This window comes from Halomonas sp. NO4 (genome assembly GCF_010994375.1).
Taxonomy (GTDB): domain Bacteria; phylum Pseudomonadota; class Gammaproteobacteria; order Pseudomonadales; family Halomonadaceae; genus Halomonas.
The window spans coordinates 20,711-38,021 of the sequence record NZ_WHMA01000009.1; the positions used below are offsets into that span (position 1 = coordinate 20,711).

Consider the following 17,311-nt stretch of genomic DNA (forward strand, 5'->3'; position numbering starts at 1 on the left):
GCGTCGGTATGCTTTCCCAAGGCAAGGGGGCGGGTTTGGATGCCAACGCCTCAGAGGGCGATTCTGGTGCTGGCTGCGATGTGTCTCGTTCAAAGGGAAAAGGGAACATCTCAGCTCTCCTGATAGATCAACGAAAACGGCCTGCCCTCCTGGGAGCAGGCCGTCGTATCGCATGATGAATGATTCCGGCATTTGTCGCCGGCAGGCGGATTAAGCGGGTTTTTTACGTGGACGCCGGAAGGTTCCATACCATAGACGGGGTTTCTGACGACAAGATCTATCGGGCGCCGAACGCAGTGCACGGATACTGACGCGGACGACCGGGACGCGGCCCTTCGGGTACCTCGGGCGCATGACTGGTCTGGAAGGTGCGGCCTTGCACGACCATGGCTGCGTACTCATCCCCCTTGGTAAGGTAATGGGCAAGGAAGTCCAGACCTTGCATCTTGACGGTGTCGTGGTAGTGGACCTTGCCCAGAGCATTGTAGCGATAGACGTTCTCGGCGTTGCGATTGAAGTTACGGTAGATCCCTTGACCACCGGTGATTGACTGCGCCCACAGCTCACCGATCTGCTGGGCCAACGAGATGCCTTCGCGGACCTGATGCCCGTCGAAGAAGAATAGCCAGTGGTAGTGAAAGCCCTTTTTGGGCTGCCACTCCAGTTTCCAGGCGTAGCCTACCAGGTGGTCGAACAGGCCGTGGGTGTGAAACAGGCGGCATAGCTGCTCGCGATGGTGGCGAGCGGTGTCGTAGGTGATCCAGGGGCTGTCGAGTTCGCCATAGCTGAGATCCACGCGAACCACCTGCAAGGAAGCGTAGCAGGCGATCAAGGCATCGATCAGGTAGCGCAGCCGCTGGTAGTTCTTCTGGCTGTTACGCCGATTGCGCCCGCACTCGTAGGCAAAGTCTGACTGCTTCAGGCTCTGATACCACGCCCCCAGCCGCTGGTTGAGTTCCATCACGGTCTGTTCCGCCCCCTCACGGCTCATGGTCGGCGGGCGATGAAAGCCGGCTTCATGCAGGTAGGCACAGCTGGCAAAGGCCCACAGGAACCGGGTCGCATAAGGGCTTGGTCGGTAGTGTTGGCCAATCTCCGTCTCGTGAAACAGCGTCACCAGCACGGTATAGACAGTGGTCAGGGTCTCCAACAGCGGGTTCGAGGCCAGTGTCACCACCTCGCTGCCGAACGCATCGGGCTGGATCAGGCGTTCACTATCGAGCCGATGTGAGGCCTGAGCCATGGCTTTCAACCGCCGATCAGCCTCGATCAAGTCCATCAACCAGACGTGATCGGACGGCATGGCGATGTCCTGCCCCAAGGCATTCGTGGCGAGGTGACCCCCATCCATGCTGTCCATCAAAGCCAGCAAGTCGCTTTCTGACAGGGTATCGTCGTAGTCGTACATGAGAAATCCTCTTGAGAAATGGCGTCGGAGCGTCTTGCTCGTACCATCCCCCCGTCATGTACGAAATTACGTCACTGCGTTGGCGAACAAGGCGGACCGTCATCCAGCGGTTTGCCCACCGTTACGCATCGATAGGGCATTACCCAACTAGGCGCCATGAATAGACGGCGCGTTCGCTATCTTGATGAGGGCAATCGCTGATGATCGGTGAGGTCCGCTCGATCCTTTTGGGGGATCCCCTCCCCACCTATCGCGTCTCTCTTATACTGCCTATTAGGCTCTACTACGTGAGCCATCTACTCTCTTATGGCTGCTGCTATCCATTGCTCTCTACTGAGACCCTTATCACCTCCAATAACAAAGAATCCCAAATGCCCAACGGGGACCAAGGCAGAGCATACCGGATATTCGGTCTCCTATGCCCCGACTAGCACCGGCCATTATCGTGTAAGCAGCTGAAAAAGTTAGTGTCGTAGAAGCAGGCTGGCGCAGGCAGTATGCGCGTGCCCCACTCCGATACGATTGAAAAAAATCTCAGCCCTGTACTACCTCCATGAAGTCCCAGACGACTGATTTTCTCAACCGTCATCATGGAGGTCATGCCATGCCCACAAGCTGCCCAAGCTGTGGCTCTATCCACATCATCACTCGACACCATGGCCGCAAAATCTGCGGTGTCACCGGGGCCGCTGCCGGTACCGCGTCGGGATCGGCAGGAGCGCTTAGCGGTGCCAAGACCGGTGCCATCGTGGGGGCGATGGCCGGTCCGGTCGGCATCAGCATCGGTAGTATCACCGGCGCCGTGCTGGGAGGCCTGATCGGCTGTGCTGCTGGTGGCGTCACCGGTGCGCGTCTCGGCGCCCAGCTTGACGACAAAGTTCTCGACAATCATCAGTGCCGCGATTGCGGTCACGCTTTCCGTCCCCTAGGCGACTGATCCTCCATACACACCGCTGTATTTCGCTCAATTCTCGCGAGCATGGCCCGCTGCCCTTGGGTGGCGGGCCGCTATGCCGCGATCGAAATGAATCAAGGAGATAGACCCATGGCACATCAAATCGAACAGATGGCTTACGTTGGCGATACCCCCTGGCACGGCCTGGGGCAGCAGCTATCGCGTCATCAACCGTCGGAGGTCTGGCGGCAACAGGCCGGCATGGACTGGCACATCGAGGAGTCCCCGGTACGCTTCATCACCGATGGGGCCGGGCACCTTGGCAGCATCCATTCATTCCCGGAGCAGAAGGTGCTCTATCGCTCCGACACCCGGGCACCGCTGTCGGTGGTCTCGCAGCGGTACAAGGTAGTCCAGCCGGAGGAAGTGCTGGAGTTCTACCGGGATCTGACCGAGTACGCCGGCTACGAGCTGGAGACGGCTGGCGTGCTAAAGGGTGGGCGCAAGTTCTGGGCGCTGGCCCGCAGCGGCCTGGGCACGGCCCTGAAAGGACAGGACCAGGTGAATGCTTACTTACTGTTGGCCACGTCCTGTGACGGCTCACTGGCGACGGTGGCCACGCCGACTTCGGTACGGGTGGTCTGCAACAACACCCTGACCATCGCCGTGGACGGTATGGCGCAGGGCGTGAAGGTGCCGCACAGCACCGAATTCAATCCCCAGCGGGTCAAGCAGCAGCTGGGCATCTCGGTCTCGCAGTGGGACGACTTCATGTACCGCATGAAGACCCTGACCGAGCGCAAGGTGAGTCAGGAGGAAGTGAAGACTTACTTCCAGGCGGTGATCTGCAACGCCGAGGAACCGCTGGACGATCCCTCCAAACTGCCCAACTACCGGGCACTCAACCGCGTCCAGAAGCTCTTCCATGGTGAAGGACGGGGCGCCCAGCTATGTACCGCTCAGGGCACCGCCTGGGGCTTGGTCAACGCCATCACCGAGTACGTGGACCACGAGAAGCGTGCCCGCAGCAACGACTACCGCATGGACTCCGCCTGGTTCGGCCAGGGAGCCAGCCTCAAGGACAAGGCCCTGGAGTCCGCTATGGCGCTGGTGGCCTGATCGGTATCGAGAGCTGCGACGCCGACGGCATCCTACACATCCACTTCCCCCCCAACCCCATCACGGCATAGCGCCCGGCCCACCACGGCCGGGCGTTTCTGTTTCTGGAGGTATCCATGCCATCAGTCATGACGCTCGAGATCTGCCGGGCCCTGACCCAGCTGACCCGCCAGTTGCTGGGGGCCGGCGAACGTGAAGCCCAGACCCACGTGCTGGCCAAGGGCCAGGTCTATCGCGTGGTCGTGTCGTTGGAGCCGGTGCCTGCCGACCAGCTCCATGACGTCATCAATCGCTACCTGTGAGGAGATCCCCATGGCAACGACTATTCATCCCCAGCAAGGCAAGGCCAACGGTCAGCTCTCAACCGAGCCGACTGCCCAGCCACTGCAGGAAAGCACCGTGATCATTCAGGTGATCGAGCGGGCCGCCCTCAATCCCGAGGTCGATATCGACAAGATGGAGCGCTTGCTGCAGATGCAGGAGCGCGTCCTCGACCGCCAGGCGCTGATGGCCTACAGCGCCGCCATGGCGGCCATGCAGACGGAACTGCCAAGCATTGCCGAGCGCGGCAGGACCAATAACGGCTGCTACGCCACCCTGGAGGATATCGTCGACACCGTCAGGCCGATCATGAAGAAGCACGGCTTCGCGGTGAGCTTCCGCATCCACACCCAGGAGCGCGGCATCCAGGTCACCGGGGTGCTGATGCACAAGGACGGCCACCGCGAGGAGACCAGCATGCTGCTGCCGGCCGATACCAGCGGCAGCAAGAACGCCGTCCAGGCATTCGGCTCCTCCACCAGCTACGGCAAGCGCTACGTGCTGTGTGCCTTGCTCAATATTACCACGCGCGGCCAGGACGACGACGGCCATGCCGCCGCTCCGGTGAAGCTCGTCACGCCCTTCCAGGCGGGGCAGCTCAAGCAGCTGATCGCCGCCTGTCCGTCTGCCACCCAGGAATGGTTCGTCGGCAAGTACGGCGAGGCCGAGCAGGTGCCACGCAGTGATTTCGACAAGCTGCGGGCCTCTCTTCAAAAGCGAGCACTGACCAACCGCCAACATCACTGACCGGACGGCGAGGGGCTTCCCTCGCTGCCTATGTTGCCATTTCGCCATTTCGCCAAGGAGATCGTCATGCAGATCTTGACACTGGAACAGGGCACACCCGAGTGGCATGCCGCGCGTCTCGGCATCATCACCATGTCCGAGTTGAAGACCCTGCTGGTCAAGGGCAAGGGGCCAGGTGGTTTCGGTGCTGGAGCACTGAGCTACATGCATCAGCTGATTGGTGAGCGCATCACCGGTGAGCCCTCTGATGCCTTCCAGGGCAACGCCCACACCCAGCGCGGCCACGAACTGGAGCCTGTGGCCCGAGAGCTTTACCACGAAGCCACCGGCCTGCCCCGCCTGGAGCAGGTCGGCATCATCCTCAACCACGGGGTGGGCTACTCGCCCGACTGCCTGGTGGATAGCAACGGCCTGGTGGAGATCAAGACCAAACTGCCCAAGTACCAGATCGAGTTGCTGCTCGAGGGAGCGCTGCCCCAAGAGCACATCGCTCAGTGTCAGGGCGGCCTGTGGGTCAGCGAACGGGAGTGGATCGACTTCGTCAGCTACTGGCCCGGCATGCCGTTGTTCGTCAAGCGAGCCTACCGGGACGAAGCGATGATCCGCACGATCGCCGAGCGGGTCGAGGCGTTCTACGAGGAAATGGAGCGCCGCATGGCGCAAGTGATGGCAGCCTGAGGAGTACAACCATGACCGACGGTAAACTGGTGGCCGGCAAAGTCGCCGGCACCTACCGCGTCACCGAGGCGGTAACCGAAAGCGAGTTGCTGCAGTTCGCCAAGCGGCTCGCTAAGAGGCGGCTGGCCAGGGGACGCAAGATCACCCAGCCGGCCCTGGCCTTCGAGTACTTGCAAGTACTGCTTCAGGACTACGAGCATGAGGTATTCAGCGCCGTGTTCCTCGACAGTCAGCATCGCGTAATCTGCTTCGAGGAGCTGTTTCGCGGCACCATCGACTCGGCCAGCGTCTACCCCCGTGAGGTGGTCAAGCAGGCGCTGGCACACAACGCTGCCGCCGTGATCCTGGTCCACAACCACCCCTCTGGCGATCCCGCGCCCAGCGACGCCGACCGGCGCATCACCCAGCGCCTGCAGGAAGCGCTGGGACTGATGGAGATCCGCGTCATCGATCACATCGTGGTGGGGAGAGAGGGATGTGAGTCGTTTGCGGAGCGAGGGTATCTGTGACGCTCAAGCGCGATCTGTATCCGGTGCTGCCCTTCGGGGCAGTACCGTCTTTCTTCTGATCATTCTTTTTTTGATAACTGGCAGCTATCGGCCAAGAGCAGCCGTCGAAAGCGCCTACTGACCAATTCCGTCTCGGAGTTTGGCTAGCCAACGGTCGGATTCGCGCTACACACAACGAGCTTCATTGAGCCTCTTGTCATGGCCACATATAGGTGCTGTGCGCTCATCCCCTCTGTATTCATTAGCACCACCACCTCGGCTTCCAACCCTTTGAGCAGCAACGTACTTCCAACAGCACGTTTGGGAAGCGGGCGTCCCAGCAGCCGATTCTCTTCCCGCACGCGCCTGGCCGCTTCCGCCAATGAGACTGTTCCCGACGAGGCGTCCCGGAGCGCCTTGAGAACACCGTAGAGGATGGCCGGCCGGTACACGCGAACGTTCGGCTGCGCACGCAGTGCCGACAACAACTCGGCAGCACCGGAAAGCGATGGCGATTGAGCGAAAGCCAGAGCACAGCTCTCCGCCACGCTTGGGGGATTTCTCGCGGTTCCTCGTTGCAGAGATCCCAGACGCCGCGTAAATTCCGGCACGCCCAGATTGGTCATGACGCTCTGCGCCAGTGCCAGCAGTTGTCCCAGCGCATCAAATGATCTCTCATCGAACCCGTTGGCGAAGGCAATGAGGTCTCGTAGGTCGACTGCCTCGACCGTCGAAGCTCCTGGTATCTGGCTCGCAAAGTTCTGTTGAGCTGCCCGGTTGCGGCTGTCGGCAATGATGAGCACGCGCGCATCAGCGGTAGGCGGCACTGCCCTCGCCGCGGCTAGGCGCTGGGCGTGATCGTTGGGCGGTAAGGCCTGCATCCAGGTTACGTGCTTCGGTGGCCCACTGCGCAGATCCACCGACTGCCCCGCAGCCAACACCCCGCGGGCCTCCAGCAACCATTGCCCAAGTGCTTCCGCACCGGCGTTGCGCCATCGCCAGGGAGTTGTCAGTTCCCCGACGACAGGGAAATGTGCGCACACCTGTTGGTTCCAATCGACCAGCGTATTGCCACGGAACCCGAAGATCGCCTGCATCGGGTCGCCCAGCACGCAGGTCGGGAGGATCAGCGAGAGGAAGTAGACGATGTGGTGCTGAGGCACCGAACAGTCCTGATACTCATCAACGATGAGGTGCGCATACGAGGCTTTCAGCACCTCGCTGATATGCCCGGCTTGCAGCAGCCTCCAGGCGGCGTCACGGATTGCCGGGTAGTCGCGTGCAGGCGCGGCTAACTGTAGAATTTCTGGATTGTGGGCACTGCGGCCGGGGAAGACCGAGATAAGCCGGATGGCCCAGCCATCGATGGTGCTCAACCGATAGGCGCTGGTTGGCACCCCGGCGCGATCCAACCGGCCGCGCAGGGCCGCAACCCCGGCGTTCGTGTGTGTCAGCACAAGGATGGGCTTGCTGCCCCGATGGCCGGCAAGCGCGTGGGCGATCAACTGCGTCTTGCCGCAGCCGGCCGGTGCGGTGACGGTACCGCGATTGATCGCACGAAGATCGATTTCAACGGGGCCCATTTGCGGCCCACCCGAATACTTGGTCCATCAGCGCACGGAAGCCCGGATTACAATGAGGCAGGTCTGGCGCGACGATGGTCCTCGCCACGTCCTCCATCCAGGAAATAGACTTAAACCAGCCAGCCTTTCGGATGCGCGCCGCCTGCCCAAGGATAGCCCTGCGCTCCGCCGCCAGGGCACCGGTGTTCTGGATCTCGTCCCAGACCTGCTGGAAGGTGAGCGTGTTGTTCGAGGCTGTACGCAGGTGTTCAATAATCAGGTCGCCATGCAGCTCATTGGCATAGGTGATCAATTTCTTGCACGCATCTGGCGTGAGGCTGCCGAATAGCTCGTCCTCCAGCGCACGGCCCGCTCGATAGGCGACGATGGCACCGCCGCTCTCGACAAATGCCTGCTCGATGGCCGGCGTGGGTTTCTTGTCGTCGTCGCGCAGCACCATGACCCGATAGCCTAGGGTCTGGAAGGCCGCAGCGCGGGCATACGGTCGATCAGGATCCCCGCCACCGCAGTCGATGAGAGCGACCCCCAACGCCGCCAGCGATACGCCTCCTTGGTCGAGACTGAACAGGTCCAAGCCGCGCAGCAGACCGATTTCACTGGCACCCTCGCACACGACCACAGACCCTGCCAGGAAGGCCTCAGGGTAAAGGCGGATCGTGCTTTGGATGCCATTGCCGGCCCCAACCAGGCAGGCCTCGTGGCCTTGAGGACTATGGCGCAGCACGAAGAGCTGACCGCCCGACAGTTCTCTCAGCGCCACGGGGGAGTGAGTGGTGAGGAACACCTGCAGCGGAGCAGCGTCCTCCTTCGCACCGAGGGAGCCCAGGAAACGGGCAATGCGGTGCGGCTCCAGCCCGTACTCCAACTCATCCGAGAGCACAATCGACGCTTTGCCAGCCGCCTGGCGCTGCAGGCCGGCGACGAGCAGGCGCGTGGAGCCGACACCCAGACCGCGAAGCGGGATGCCACTTTCGTTGTGCAGGGAGATGGTGCCGCCACCGAACGACACCGAATGCGAATCCAGGAGCGCTTTGGCCTTAGCGCCGATGTTGACGCCCAGTTCCTGGGCGGTGTCGGTGACGATCCCCAGCGCTTCTCCCAACTGTTGCTCGGCCTGGTCTCCGAAGGCGCTACGTGCATCCCTGGCTGCCTTGACAAGAGCGGCTGATGCGTCGGCTCGCTCCTCCGAGACGCGGTTCAGAACGGAGCCACGCTGCCATCCCAGGTTGAAGTTTGCGAACGCGCCGATACGTGTGGGAGCCAGGGCGACGCGATCCTTCCACGCGAGCGTCTTGACGATGCCTTGCTGGGCCGCGCGTTCGGAGACCAAGGTCCAAGAGGGCTCCAGGTCACTCGCGACGGTCAGGTTCAGGCAAAGCACGACCTCCGCGTCGACCGATGGTTCGTCTTCGACGGCGCCGGTGGTGGCGTCGAAGGCACGCAGGAAGGCGCCGTAGCTCTCCAGTGTCCTCATGGCATCGTCAAGGCCACCGAGCGTTAGGGTGATACTGATCGGGGACGTGATGTCCAGGCCGAAGAAGTCCGCATCCGAGAACTGGACATTGCGCCTGGCCCCAAGGCACAGGTCGATTGCATCCAGCACTGAAGACTTACCGCTGTCACCCGGACCGATCAGGCAGTTGATGCCCGGTGCCGGACACCAGGCTAGTCGCTGGATGCCGCGGAAGTTGGCGATCTCGATTTTCCTGATTCGTGCCATGTAGTTCCTCCCTGCTGGTATGCGTCCGTGACAGCTTCACGTGGGTTTGGTGCCGAAGTGCTTGGCGAAGTAGTCGATCATTTCCGCCGCCTGCGCACCTTCACGGAATTGCTTCTGTTCATCGAAGTTGATCGATGGCACCAAGTGGATGAACTGCTCATCGGCGTACAGAGATAGCACGGCCTGCGGGTCCAATAGTGGCGGGCGCAGGCCGGTCAGTCCGTTGGCGGCCTCGATGGCGGCGCCAATCATGACGTCGGCGATCTGCACAGCTGGACTGGTCTTCGAATCGACCTGGGTCACAAAAGATAGCTTGAGCGGGAAGCGGATGCTCGCGATCTGCGTCTGCCTGAATTCGACTTCATCCTGATGGTCGATGTAGCGCTGCAGTAGCTCGTGATACCTGAGCAGGTTCTTCGACTGATCGTGCATGACCAGGTAAGGACCTGCTGCCATCACCTCCATCCGGGTGATCAGGGACTGGAGCACCACCATCGCCGCATCGGTCGAGACCCCCGGCGTGGCGATCGCGGACAGGCACTCAGGCGTCCCAAGCGCGAGCGGCCCCAGCGCTTCGGGCATTTCGCGCCAGTTGAGTTTCCTGGCCGCCTTTACCAACGCCTCCAGGGCCTGCGGGGTCTTTTCCTTCACCGCCCGCTGGAAGGTCGCAAGCAGATCATCGAATGCCGCCTTGCCGAGCAAAGTGGGGCCGACGGTGTACAGCAGCGAAGCCAGGGCGTAGTTCTGCCCGTCCTTGTAGAAGTCCTGACCGAGCTCGTAGTAGAACGGCTCGACAGCGTAGTCTAGGAACATGAGGAGCAGCAGGAAACGCTTGTCGCAGACGTAGGTCACGCACTTGTGTTGGGAGAGCACGGCGCGCTGCAAGTCGATCAGCGGCTGCCGGTAGCCCGGTCGGCGTGCCAGCGCGTGGTACTTGAGTTCGGGCGCCTGCAGCTTGGGGAAATGCTCTCGGATCAGCCGTGCCGCTTCGTCATCGCTGATGGCCACCGCAGCAGCACCTTGGAAGCGCTGCTCCGGATTCAGTAGGTCGAACCCTGTGTAGCCGCTCTCATCAATGTAGAAACACTCCATCATCGCCTTTCCAAGTTGCAGATTTTTTGAGTGGGCAAAAATCATAGGCTCATTTATTAAATTACTACATTAGCAATATTCCTCCGCAGGCGCTCAGCATCCAGCGCAAGAGGCATACGGTCATAGCTCGCCTTGGCAGCGCCTCTCGCCGGCTCGGTAAGGATGGCACACCCCGGCCTGCCGTCCGGCGCTCTGACCAGATGCTAGTGAGCCACAGCGGTTCATGATCCTGCCGTGTCAGGTAGTAAGGCTGCTTCTTACCATCGACAGGCAACCACTCGTACCAGTCGCTGGCAGGTACCAGGCAGCGGTGGTGGGCGAAGCCGCCGCGGAAATATTTAGAGGTAGCAACCTTCTCGACCCGGGCATTGATAGGCTCAGGAGCGCCCTCTCCAGCCCAGTGGGGGTGATAGCCCCACCACACAGAGTCGAGAATCAGGGCACCATCATCTTCCTGACGACGCACCGCTGTGATCCAAGTGCCCGGGGCCACGTTGTAACGAGACATCAACTCGGAGTCAGGCGCAGGGACTGCGCCATTTTTGGGTACGGGGCTATACATAGCAAAGCAGCCACACATGCCAACGTCCTCAAATCTTGATGTCATTTGCTATCAGCAGCTTGCTCATGATCGATGCCGACTTACCCACTTGAAGTGTTCAGCGCGGCTTGAGCTTCGGCGGTGAAATCAAAATCATCGTCATGCGAGCAAGCCATTGTTGGATGAGCTGCCAAACCAGCACTTCCTATCCTTGAGATGATAGCGAATTCAGTACTACCCAGTTACTGCTAGCCTAGCTGAAGAAGAAAGCTTATGGGGCAGATAACAAAAAACCACTGAAATAATTTGTTCACATAGCACCCCAACGGTGCCCCGAGCCCATCGGAGCCGACCGTATATCAGCCAGTGGCTCAAGGAAGCGCTCGGCTGGTGGGGGTGAGCATGCGACATATATCGCCCATTAGCGTCACAGTAGCCTAGAGCAGGATGTTTTTTTGATTTCAAGAGAGTGATACAGATGAAAATAATGGCAGAGGTATTCTAAGTCACCTACTCATCAAAATGCAGCCTGGCTCTCTTCATCTCTTTCTCTTACCTTTTCAAGAATCCAGTCTTCCACCTCGCTCTCGACCCAGGCAACATTCCTAACTCCCAGGGAGACTGGCTTTGGAAAGCTACCATCGGACATGTACTTGTAGATAGTTGAACGAGAAAGCCCTGTGTTATCCATGACCTTTGCAAGCTTGATAAGCCTCATGAGAAAGTCTCCGATTTGATCCCATGAGATAGGCCATGCATGTGAGAAATTACTAAGAGTTCCCGTCCACCGAGGTGGCGCTGGCAGCCATTGATGGCTCAACCGTATAGTCCAGCTGCATGGCTGATAAGCCAGAAGCAGATCTTCCAAATGAGGCATTTAAGATTCCGCCGGCTCAACTAAACATTCGCGCGCTCTCTTCGCCTACCGAATAAACCTGACGTTCGCATCCGCCGCACCCCTTGCATTCATCAGGATAAACTAGAAAAAACAGCCATACAGGCTCGACAAAACACCATAACTCATTGTTTTAAATTAATTGCATGGGTTAGATTTCATGAGAAAATTTTGCAAATTTTACAAAAAAACCTTAAAATCCCACTGAGAATTGTACGATATTTGTACGGAAAAACTACAATAAAACTACGTAGTTCCATTTTATTTTTCCAAGAAGAATTTTCATCTTACATAAAGCAAAAAGGGGATTAACGAATGGCTATTTATAAAGGAACAAAACATGAGGCACTTAAAGGCCTAGAAGGCACATCCCGTAGGGACTTTATTTTTTATGCAAATCTTCTTGTTTCCAGCAGCCAGATATTTGGCGCGAATACCGCAAGCCCTGAGGCGTGCAGGCAGGAAGTGTTAAACTTTCTGACCAGGCACACAGGCATAGACAGAATTGAAAAAATTAATTGGCTTAACTCCAGAAGAAATTTTAGCTTGCTGCCAGATGAATACTTCGAGTGGATAGAGAATGATGAGCGTGCATGTTGCTGGGCTTGGGGATGGCTGATGATAAATCATCTCAACGAACCATCCATTACACCTGATGGGAGAAAATTGTATCCTCCCACAACAGAGTTCCAGAGCAGCTTAACAATATTTCCCACCAACACAAAAGAACGGCTCGACTCAATAGTTCATTTTTTCGACACACTATCAAGAAACTTAGACGAAAAGAAAGAAATTATTGGAAATATGAAAACAATATGGGCGTCAATTTCAAACGCCCCCCATCCATTGAGATTTATCGATCCTTCAAATGACCAGCAATGCGATTGGGCGTGGGAATATTTGCAAAAAAACGGTGCCAACATGATCCATTACAGCCCGATTAACAACAAAGAAAAATATCTTTCAGCCGTTGCCTCCATGGACTTAGCTGATGTCCACAGGGACACAAAAAGAATTTTCCTGATGAACATGAAGAAGGCAGGTGATCAGAAAAAATATCGCGAGAGACAAGCAGGAAAAAAGCCTTTAAACACATTTATCAATGAGGATTCCAAGCAGAAACTTGACTGGCTAGCCAAGCAGCGCGGGCAAAATATAAACAAGACACTTGAGTGGCTGATCGACAGAGAATATGACAGTCATATTTGAATATATTGCGCGGCCTTCCGGAAGGGGTGCTCCAAGTAGCGGCCTCACGGCGCCACCCTTGATGATCTCGATCTAGTTTTACATGTCTTGGATGCGTGCTGTTGCTCAGGCTCTGCAGGGCATAGAAGACGAATTTGATCTCTCAGGCCAGGGATCAGGCGAGGCGTAACAGAGCACCAATGCCGTTGCCTAAGGAAATGCCGGCATCTCCCTCTGGCCAGCTGCCACAGATGGCGAAGAATGGCTCAAGGGGACTGAATGACGTGGTCCCCCATTACGAAAACGACTGGGGGACTGAGTGGGGGACCGGTGATGCTCAGAAAAAGAAAAAGCCGCTGATTTCAGCGGCTTACCTACAATTTGTGGCGGAGGGGGAGGGATTCGAACCCTCGAAGCCTTTCGACTTACACACTTTCCAGGCGTGCTCCTTCGACCACTCGGACACCCCTCCGCATTGTGGTTCCCACGCCTGGCGGCAGCGCCTTATGCGTCAGAACGGCGCACATGCTATCGGCTTAAGTGCGCGATTGCAAGCCGTTTTTGGCGCTGCCCGCGTCAAGCGGCGGGCAGCACGGCGTAGTCGCCGCGGGCTTCCAGGCAGAGGGTGTCGTTGCACCACAGGCGCTGCACGAGGGCGATGCGCCCCTTGCCACGAGTCGCGAGCTGCCTTTCCAGGTGCGCGGGGCCACTCTCGCTTTCCGGCGTGCAGGTCAGGCGGTAGTCGTTCTTCACCGGGGCGAGAAAGCGCTGGCTGGCTTCCGCCACCACCACGTCGCGGGCGTAGCCTCGTTCACGTAGCCACAGCGTGGTCCAGCACCAGCCAAGCAGCGTCGTCTGGGCGGTGAGCGCCCCGCCGAACCCGGTGCCCTTGTCGTTGAGACTGGGCGCAAGCGCCAGGTCCCAGACGAGAGTGTCCCCCTCCCGGTGCATGGCAAGGATGCCGAGGTGCTCGACCAGGGGAATCGCCTCGGTCAGCCAGCCCAGGAAGGCCGCCGGGTCGTCGGAGTGCCCGGCAGCGGGCAGCGGCAGTCGCGGATGGGGAACGCCGATCTCGCGCATCGCTCAGCTCCAGTGCTCGACGAAGTCGGAGATCCGGTGCTCGGCGATGGGCTTGTGCCGCCCGCCGAGCTGGCCGAGGTAGACGAAGGCGACGATCTCGTCCTCCTCGCCGAGTCCCAGCCCCTTGCGCACGGCAGGGTCGAAGGCGTACTTGCCGCTGCGCCACATGGCGCCCAGCCCCTGGGCATGGGCGGCGAGCACGATGCCGTGGGCGGCACAGCCGGCGGAAATCACCTGCTCGATCCTGGGCACCTTGGCCACGTCGGGAGTGACCTTGGCGATCACGGCGATGATCATCGGGGCGCGCAGCGGCTTCTTGCGCGCCGCATCCAGCACGCTGTCCTCGGCATGGGGATCTTCGCGGTACTCGGCCTCGGCGAAGAGTTCACCCAGGCGCTCGAGGCCTTCCCCCGAGAACTCGATGAAGCGCCAGGGCCGCAGCTCGCCGTGGTCCGGCGCACGTAGCGCCGCGCGGTAGATCGCCTCGAGCTGCTCGGGACTGGGCGGCGGTCCCATCAGCTTGCCCATGGAGCTGCGCTCGTGCAGCAAGGTCATGGCATCCATGTTGCTCTCCTGTTCGGGTCTGTCGGCACTCTACCCAAGGTGCTACTGACGCGCCAGACGCAGCGGCTCGGGCGGGCGCTCGCCGGGCGTGGCGCGCCAGGGACTGATGTCGAGCCCGCCGCGACGCACGTAGCGCGCCAGCACCAGCAGCCGCTCCGGCCGGGCACGGGCCATCAGGTCCATGAAGATATGCTCCACGCAGTGCTCGTGGAAATCCTGATGCTGGCGGTAGCCGATGAGGTAGCGCAAGAGCCCCTCGCGGTCGAGCTGCGGGCCGCGATAGCGGATCAGCACGCTGCCCCAGTCGGGCTGGCCGGTAACCGGGCAGTTGGACTTGAGCAGGTGCGAGTGGAGCGTCTCCTCGACAACCGCCTGGCCCACCTTCAGGTGGTCGGCGCTGGGGGTGTAGTCGCTTACCGCGATGTCCAGCTCGTCCAGGCACTCGCCCGGCAGTTGCCGCGGCATGAGCGCCGCGTCGTCGACGCCGAACAGCGCCACCGAGACCGGCGCGCCGGCCGCGGCGGCCAGGTCGCGTTCGAGCACTTCGATCACCCGCTCACGGCTGGCGAAGCGAGTCTGGTTGAAGCCGTTGAGGTAGAGCTTCCACGACTTGGACTCGATCAGGTGGGGCGAGTCGGCCGGCAGGCGGAAGCGCGCCACGGCGACGACCGGCTTGCCACGGGTGTTGAGCCAGCTGACCTCGAAGGCGTGCCACTCGTCCTCGCCGACGAAGGGCAGCGCGCCCGCCGCAATGCCCAGCGGAGCGCGGTTCGCGGCACGCGGAATGGGATAGAGCAGCCTCGCGTCGTAGCGTTCGGGGTAGGCGGATTCCCGCCCCAGGGGAGCATGGGCCAGGGTGTCGGGACGATGACTCATGAGCGAATTCCCTTGCCGCGCTCGAGCATCCAGAGCGCCAGCGCGAAAAGCCCCGCGATGAAGGCGAGAATGGCGGCCAGCGCCCAGGCCACCGGGATGTCGGACACCCCCAGAAAGCCGTGGCGGAAGACGTTGACCATGTAGAGGATGGGGTTGAGCAACGACACGCCCTGCCAGAACGGGGGCAGCAGCGTGATCGAGTAGAAAACCCCGCCGAGGTAGGTCAGCGGCGTGAGCACGAAGGTCGGCACGATGGAGACATCGTCGAACTTGTTGGCGAGCAGCGCGTTGATGAAGCCACCGATGGAGAAGAGCGCTGCGGTGAGCACCACCACCCCGACGGTCAGCAGCGGATGGGCGACGCTCAGACGAGTAAAGAACAGCGACACCAGGGTGACGATCACCCCCACCCCCAGGCCGCGGGCCATGCCCCCCAGCACGAAGCCGGTGAGGATCACCCAGTTGGGCATGGGCGAGACCATCATCTCCTCGACCGAGCGCTGGAACTTGTTGGAGAAGAAGCTGGAGGCCACGTTGGAGTAGCTGTTGGTGATCACCGCCATCATGATCAGCCCGGGAACGATGAAGTCCATGTAGGTGAAGCCATCCATCTCGCCGATGCGCGAGCCGATCAGGCTGCCGAAGATGATGAAGTACATGGTCATGGTGATCGAGGGCGGCAGCAGCGTCTGCGGCCAGATGCGCGTGAAGCGCTTGATCTCCTTGAGCACCAGGGTCCAGAGGGCGATGGCGGTCTGGGTGGCGGTCATGCGCGCGCCTCCTGCGCCGGTTCGGCAGCCGCGGTAGCGCTGCTCCGTTCCACCATGGAGACGAACATCTCCTCGAGGCGGTTGGCGCGGTTGCGCATGGAGACCACCTGCACGCCCTGCTCGCCGAGGGCCGCGAACACCTCGTTGAGGCGCTGGCCGCGGTGCACCACCACGGCCAGCTGCGCCGGCTCCACGCGCCTCACCTCGAACCCCTCGACGTGCGGCGTCTCCTCCACGGGATGGGCCAGATCGAGCAGGAACGTCTCCGTGTTCAGCTCGGAAAGCAGCTCGCGCACGCTGGTGTTCCGCACGATCTCGCCATGATTGATGATCGCCACCTGGCGGCAGAGGCTCTCGGCCTCCTCCAGGTAGTGGGTGGTGAGAATGATGGTGGTGCCCTCCTCGCGGTTGATGCGCCGCATGTACTCCCACATGCTGCGGCGCAGCTCGATATCCACACCCGCGGTGGGCTCGTCGAGGATCAACAGCCGCGGCCGGTGCATCAAGGCGCGAGCGATCATCAGGCGGCGCTTCATGCCACCGGAGAGCATGCGCGCACTGCCGTTGCGCTTGTCCCACAGCCCCAGGTCGGTGAGCAGCTCGCGCGCTCGCGGCAGCGCCTCGCGCCGCGGCATGCCGTAGTAGCCCGCCTGGGCGAGCACGATGTCGATCACCTTCTCGAACTGGTTGAAGTTGAACTCCTGGGGCACCACGCCCAGGTGGTACTTGGCGCGGGCGAAATCACGGTCGGTATCGATCCCGAAGATCTCGACCTTGCCGGCCGTCTTCTGCACCAGCGAACACACCACCCCCAGGGTCGTGGACTTGCCGGCGCCGTTGGGGCCGAGCAGCGCAAAGAAATCGCCCTGGGCGACATCCAGGTCGATGCCTTTCAGGGCGTGAAATCCGTTGCCGTAGACCTTGGTCAGGCCCCGGATCGACAGCGCCGGTTCGGCCATGAAAGCGTCCTCTGGTCGCGGATGAATCGAAGGAAGAGGGAAGAAATATCGGGGCAGGCGCCGAGAAATCAAGACGCCGCCTCCCTGGATGAGAGAGCCGGCGACAGAAACGCCGGTCGAGCGGCGGCAGCGATGGACGCTGCGGGCAGACACCGCGATACGCGGCCCTCGCCTCGGCCAGACGATGATCATCCGGGGAGCGGGTCTCGCGTATTGCACTGCCGGCTGGCAGAAGATGGCGTCCCATAGGGGGTTCGAACCCCTGTTCCCGCCGTGAAAGGGCGGTGTCCTAGGCCACTAGACGAATGGGACAGAAAGGAGGTGCTATTGGAGCGGGAAACGAGATTCGAACTCGCGACCCTCGCCTTGGCAAGGCGATGCTCTACC

Annotated in this window: 17 protein-coding genes and 2 tRNA genes; 7 read left to right on the forward strand and 12 right to left on the reverse strand. The window is 60.4% G+C overall.

The features are described from left to right. Nucleotides 1-277 precede the first annotated feature (277 nt). Nucleotides 278-1,408, reverse strand: coding sequence for an inovirus-type Gp2 protein (locus FEF15_RS08865; protein ID WP_163558805.1), 1,131 nt, complete (start codon nucleotides 1,406-1,408; stop codon nucleotides 278-280). A gap of 604 nt (nucleotides 1,409-2,012) precedes the next feature. On the opposite strand from FEF15_RS08865, the gene FEF15_RS08870 reads away from it, so the two are divergent. The 6 genes from FEF15_RS08870 (at nucleotide 2,013) to radC (ending at nucleotide 5,677) form a co-directional block, all read left to right on the forward strand. Then, the gene (locus tag FEF15_RS08870) at nucleotides 2,013-2,345 is read left to right on the forward strand and encodes a hypothetical protein (RefSeq protein ID WP_163558806.1); all 333 of its coding nucleotides are present in this window, start codon (nucleotides 2,013-2,015) and stop codon (nucleotides 2,343-2,345) included. Nucleotides 2,346-2,453: 108 nt separating this feature from the next. Beyond that, a complete protein-coding gene (locus FEF15_RS08875) occupies nucleotides 2,454-3,422 on the forward strand; it encodes a DUF932 domain-containing protein (protein ID WP_163558807.1) in 969 nt (322 codons plus the stop codon). 116 nt (nucleotides 3,423-3,538) lie between these two features. Further along, nucleotides 3,539-3,724, forward strand: a complete 186-nt coding sequence (locus FEF15_RS08880) for a hypothetical protein (RefSeq protein ID WP_163558808.1) — start codon at nucleotides 3,539-3,541, stop codon at nucleotides 3,722-3,724. 10 nt (nucleotides 3,725-3,734) lie between these two features. After that, nucleotides 3,735-4,490, forward strand: coding sequence for an ERF family protein (locus tag FEF15_RS08885; protein WP_240454120.1), 756 nt, complete (start codon nucleotides 3,735-3,737; stop codon nucleotides 4,488-4,490). A gap of 66 nt (nucleotides 4,491-4,556) precedes the next feature. Then, complete coding sequence (locus FEF15_RS08890) at nucleotides 4,557-5,168, forward strand: lambda exonuclease family protein (RefSeq protein WP_163558809.1); 612 nt, start codon at nucleotides 4,557-4,559, stop codon at nucleotides 5,166-5,168. An 11-nt stretch (nucleotides 5,169-5,179) separates the two neighbouring features. After that, nucleotides 5,180-5,677: a DNA repair protein RadC gene (gene radC / locus FEF15_RS08895; RefSeq protein WP_163558810.1), complete on the forward strand. Its 498-nt coding sequence runs from the start codon at nucleotides 5,180-5,182 to the stop codon at nucleotides 5,675-5,677. Between the two features lie 143 nt (nucleotides 5,678-5,820). Here the strand turns inward: radC and FEF15_RS08900 are convergent, their stop codons facing one another. From FEF15_RS08900 to FEF15_RS08920, 4 genes are all read right to left on the reverse strand, one after another. Continuing rightward, the gene (locus tag FEF15_RS08900) at nucleotides 5,821-7,239 is read right to left on the reverse strand and encodes a UvrD-helicase domain-containing protein (protein ID WP_163558811.1); all 1,419 of its coding nucleotides are present in this window, start codon (nucleotides 7,237-7,239) and stop codon (nucleotides 5,821-5,823) included. Next, on the reverse strand, nucleotides 7,226-8,959 hold the full coding sequence (locus tag FEF15_RS08905) for an ATP-binding protein (RefSeq protein ID WP_163558812.1): 1,734 nt from the start codon (nucleotides 8,957-8,959) through the stop codon (nucleotides 7,226-7,228). The genes FEF15_RS08900 and FEF15_RS08905 overlap by 14 nt, the downstream gene beginning before the upstream one ends. A gap of 36 nt (nucleotides 8,960-8,995) precedes the next feature. Next, nucleotides 8,996-10,054: a DUF3800 domain-containing protein gene (locus FEF15_RS08910; protein WP_240454121.1), complete on the reverse strand. Its 1,059-nt coding sequence runs from the start codon at nucleotides 10,052-10,054 to the stop codon at nucleotides 8,996-8,998. Nucleotides 10,055-11,109: 1,055 nt separating this feature from the next. Beyond that, nucleotides 11,110-11,310, reverse strand: coding sequence for an AlpA family transcriptional regulator (locus FEF15_RS08920; protein ID WP_163558814.1), 201 nt, complete (start codon nucleotides 11,308-11,310; stop codon nucleotides 11,110-11,112). Nucleotides 11,311-11,802: 492 nt separating this feature from the next. Between FEF15_RS08920 and FEF15_RS08925 the strand changes: the two genes are divergently transcribed. Further along, nucleotides 11,803-12,696: a hypothetical protein gene (locus FEF15_RS08925; RefSeq protein WP_163558815.1), complete on the forward strand. Its 894-nt coding sequence runs from the start codon at nucleotides 11,803-11,805 to the stop codon at nucleotides 12,694-12,696. Nucleotides 12,697-13,059: 363 nt separating this feature from the next. Here FEF15_RS08925 and FEF15_RS08930 read toward each other — a convergent pair. The 7 genes from FEF15_RS08930 to FEF15_RS08960 all read right to left on the reverse strand — a co-directional run bounded on the left by FEF15_RS08930 (nucleotide 13,060) and on the right by FEF15_RS08960 (nucleotide 17,236). Continuing rightward, nucleotides 13,060-13,147, reverse strand: a tRNA-Ser gene (locus FEF15_RS08930). A 104-nt stretch (nucleotides 13,148-13,251) separates the two neighbouring features. Further along, complete coding sequence (locus FEF15_RS08935) at nucleotides 13,252-13,755, reverse strand: YiiD C-terminal domain-containing protein (RefSeq protein WP_163558816.1); 504 nt, start codon at nucleotides 13,753-13,755, stop codon at nucleotides 13,252-13,254. A gap of 3 nt (nucleotides 13,756-13,758) precedes the next feature. Next, nucleotides 13,759-14,319, reverse strand: coding sequence for a nitroreductase family protein (locus FEF15_RS08940; protein WP_163558817.1), 561 nt, complete (start codon nucleotides 14,317-14,319; stop codon nucleotides 13,759-13,761). A gap of 42 nt (nucleotides 14,320-14,361) precedes the next feature. After that, on the reverse strand, nucleotides 14,362-15,195 hold the full coding sequence (gene queF / locus FEF15_RS08945; RefSeq protein WP_163558818.1) for an NADPH-dependent 7-cyano-7-deazaguanine reductase QueF: 834 nt from the start codon (nucleotides 15,193-15,195) through the stop codon (nucleotides 14,362-14,364). Next, nucleotides 15,192-15,965, reverse strand: a complete 774-nt coding sequence (locus tag FEF15_RS08950; RefSeq protein WP_163558819.1) for an ABC transporter permease — start codon at nucleotides 15,963-15,965, stop codon at nucleotides 15,192-15,194. The genes queF and FEF15_RS08950 overlap by 4 nt, the downstream gene beginning before the upstream one ends. Then, on the reverse strand, nucleotides 15,962-16,924 hold the full coding sequence (locus tag FEF15_RS08955; RefSeq protein WP_163558820.1) for an ABC transporter ATP-binding protein: 963 nt from the start codon (nucleotides 16,922-16,924) through the stop codon (nucleotides 15,962-15,964). The genes FEF15_RS08950 and FEF15_RS08955 overlap by 4 nt, the downstream gene beginning before the upstream one ends. A gap of 236 nt (nucleotides 16,925-17,160) precedes the next feature. Further along, nucleotides 17,161-17,236, reverse strand: a tRNA-Glu gene (locus FEF15_RS08960). Nucleotides 17,237-17,311 lie beyond the last annotated feature (75 nt).

Bases quoted from the DNA above. Each gene is read 5' to 3' on its own strand.
- FEF15_RS08865 (WP_163558805.1), bottom strand. From the start codon at position 1,408: ATGTACGACTACGACGATACCCTGTCAGAAAGCGACTTGCTGGCTTTG.
- FEF15_RS08885 (WP_240454120.1), top strand. From the start codon at position 3,735: ATGGCAACGACTATTCATCCCCAGCAAGGCAAGGCCAACGGTCAGCTC.
- FEF15_RS08955 (WP_163558820.1), bottom strand. From the start codon at position 16,924: ATGGCCGAACCGGCGCTGTCGATCCGGGGCCTGACCAAGGTCTACGGC.
- FEF15_RS08870 (WP_163558806.1), top strand. From the start codon at position 2,013: ATGCCCACAAGCTGCCCAAGCTGTGGCTCTATCCACATCATCACTCGA.
- radC (WP_163558810.1), top strand. From the start codon at position 5,180: ATGACCGACGGTAAACTGGTGGCCGGCAAAGTCGCCGGCACCTACCGC.
- FEF15_RS08920 (WP_163558814.1), bottom strand. From the start codon at position 11,310: ATGAGGCTTATCAAGCTTGCAAAGGTCATGGATAACACAGGGCTTTCT.
- FEF15_RS08890 (WP_163558809.1), top strand. From the start codon at position 4,557: ATGCAGATCTTGACACTGGAACAGGGCACACCCGAGTGGCATGCCGCG.
- FEF15_RS08935 (WP_163558816.1), bottom strand. From the start codon at position 13,755: ATGCGCGAGATCGGCGTTCCCCATCCGCGACTGCCGCTGCCCGCTGCC.
- FEF15_RS08910 (WP_240454121.1), bottom strand. From the start codon at position 10,054: ATGATGGAGTGTTTCTACATTGATGAGAGCGGCTACACAGGGTTCGAC.
- FEF15_RS08905 (WP_163558812.1), bottom strand. From the start codon at position 8,959: ATGGCACGAATCAGGAAAATCGAGATCGCCAACTTCCGCGGCATCCAG.
- FEF15_RS08880 (WP_163558808.1), top strand. From the start codon at position 3,539: ATGCCATCAGTCATGACGCTCGAGATCTGCCGGGCCCTGACCCAGCTG.
- queF (WP_163558818.1), bottom strand. From the start codon at position 15,195: ATGAGTCATCGTCCCGACACCCTGGCCCATGCTCCCCTGGGGCGGGAA.
- FEF15_RS08940 (WP_163558817.1), bottom strand. From the start codon at position 14,319: ATGGATGCCATGACCTTGCTGCACGAGCGCAGCTCCATGGGCAAGCTG.
- FEF15_RS08925 (WP_163558815.1), top strand. From the start codon at position 11,803: ATGGCTATTTATAAAGGAACAAAACATGAGGCACTTAAAGGCCTAGAA.
- FEF15_RS08950 (WP_163558819.1), bottom strand. From the start codon at position 15,965: ATGACCGCCACCCAGACCGCCATCGCCCTCTGGACCCTGGTGCTCAAG.
- FEF15_RS08875 (WP_163558807.1), top strand. From the start codon at position 2,454: ATGGCACATCAAATCGAACAGATGGCTTACGTTGGCGATACCCCCTGG.
- FEF15_RS08900 (WP_163558811.1), bottom strand. From the start codon at position 7,239: ATGGGCCCCGTTGAAATCGATCTTCGTGCGATCAATCGCGGTACCGTC.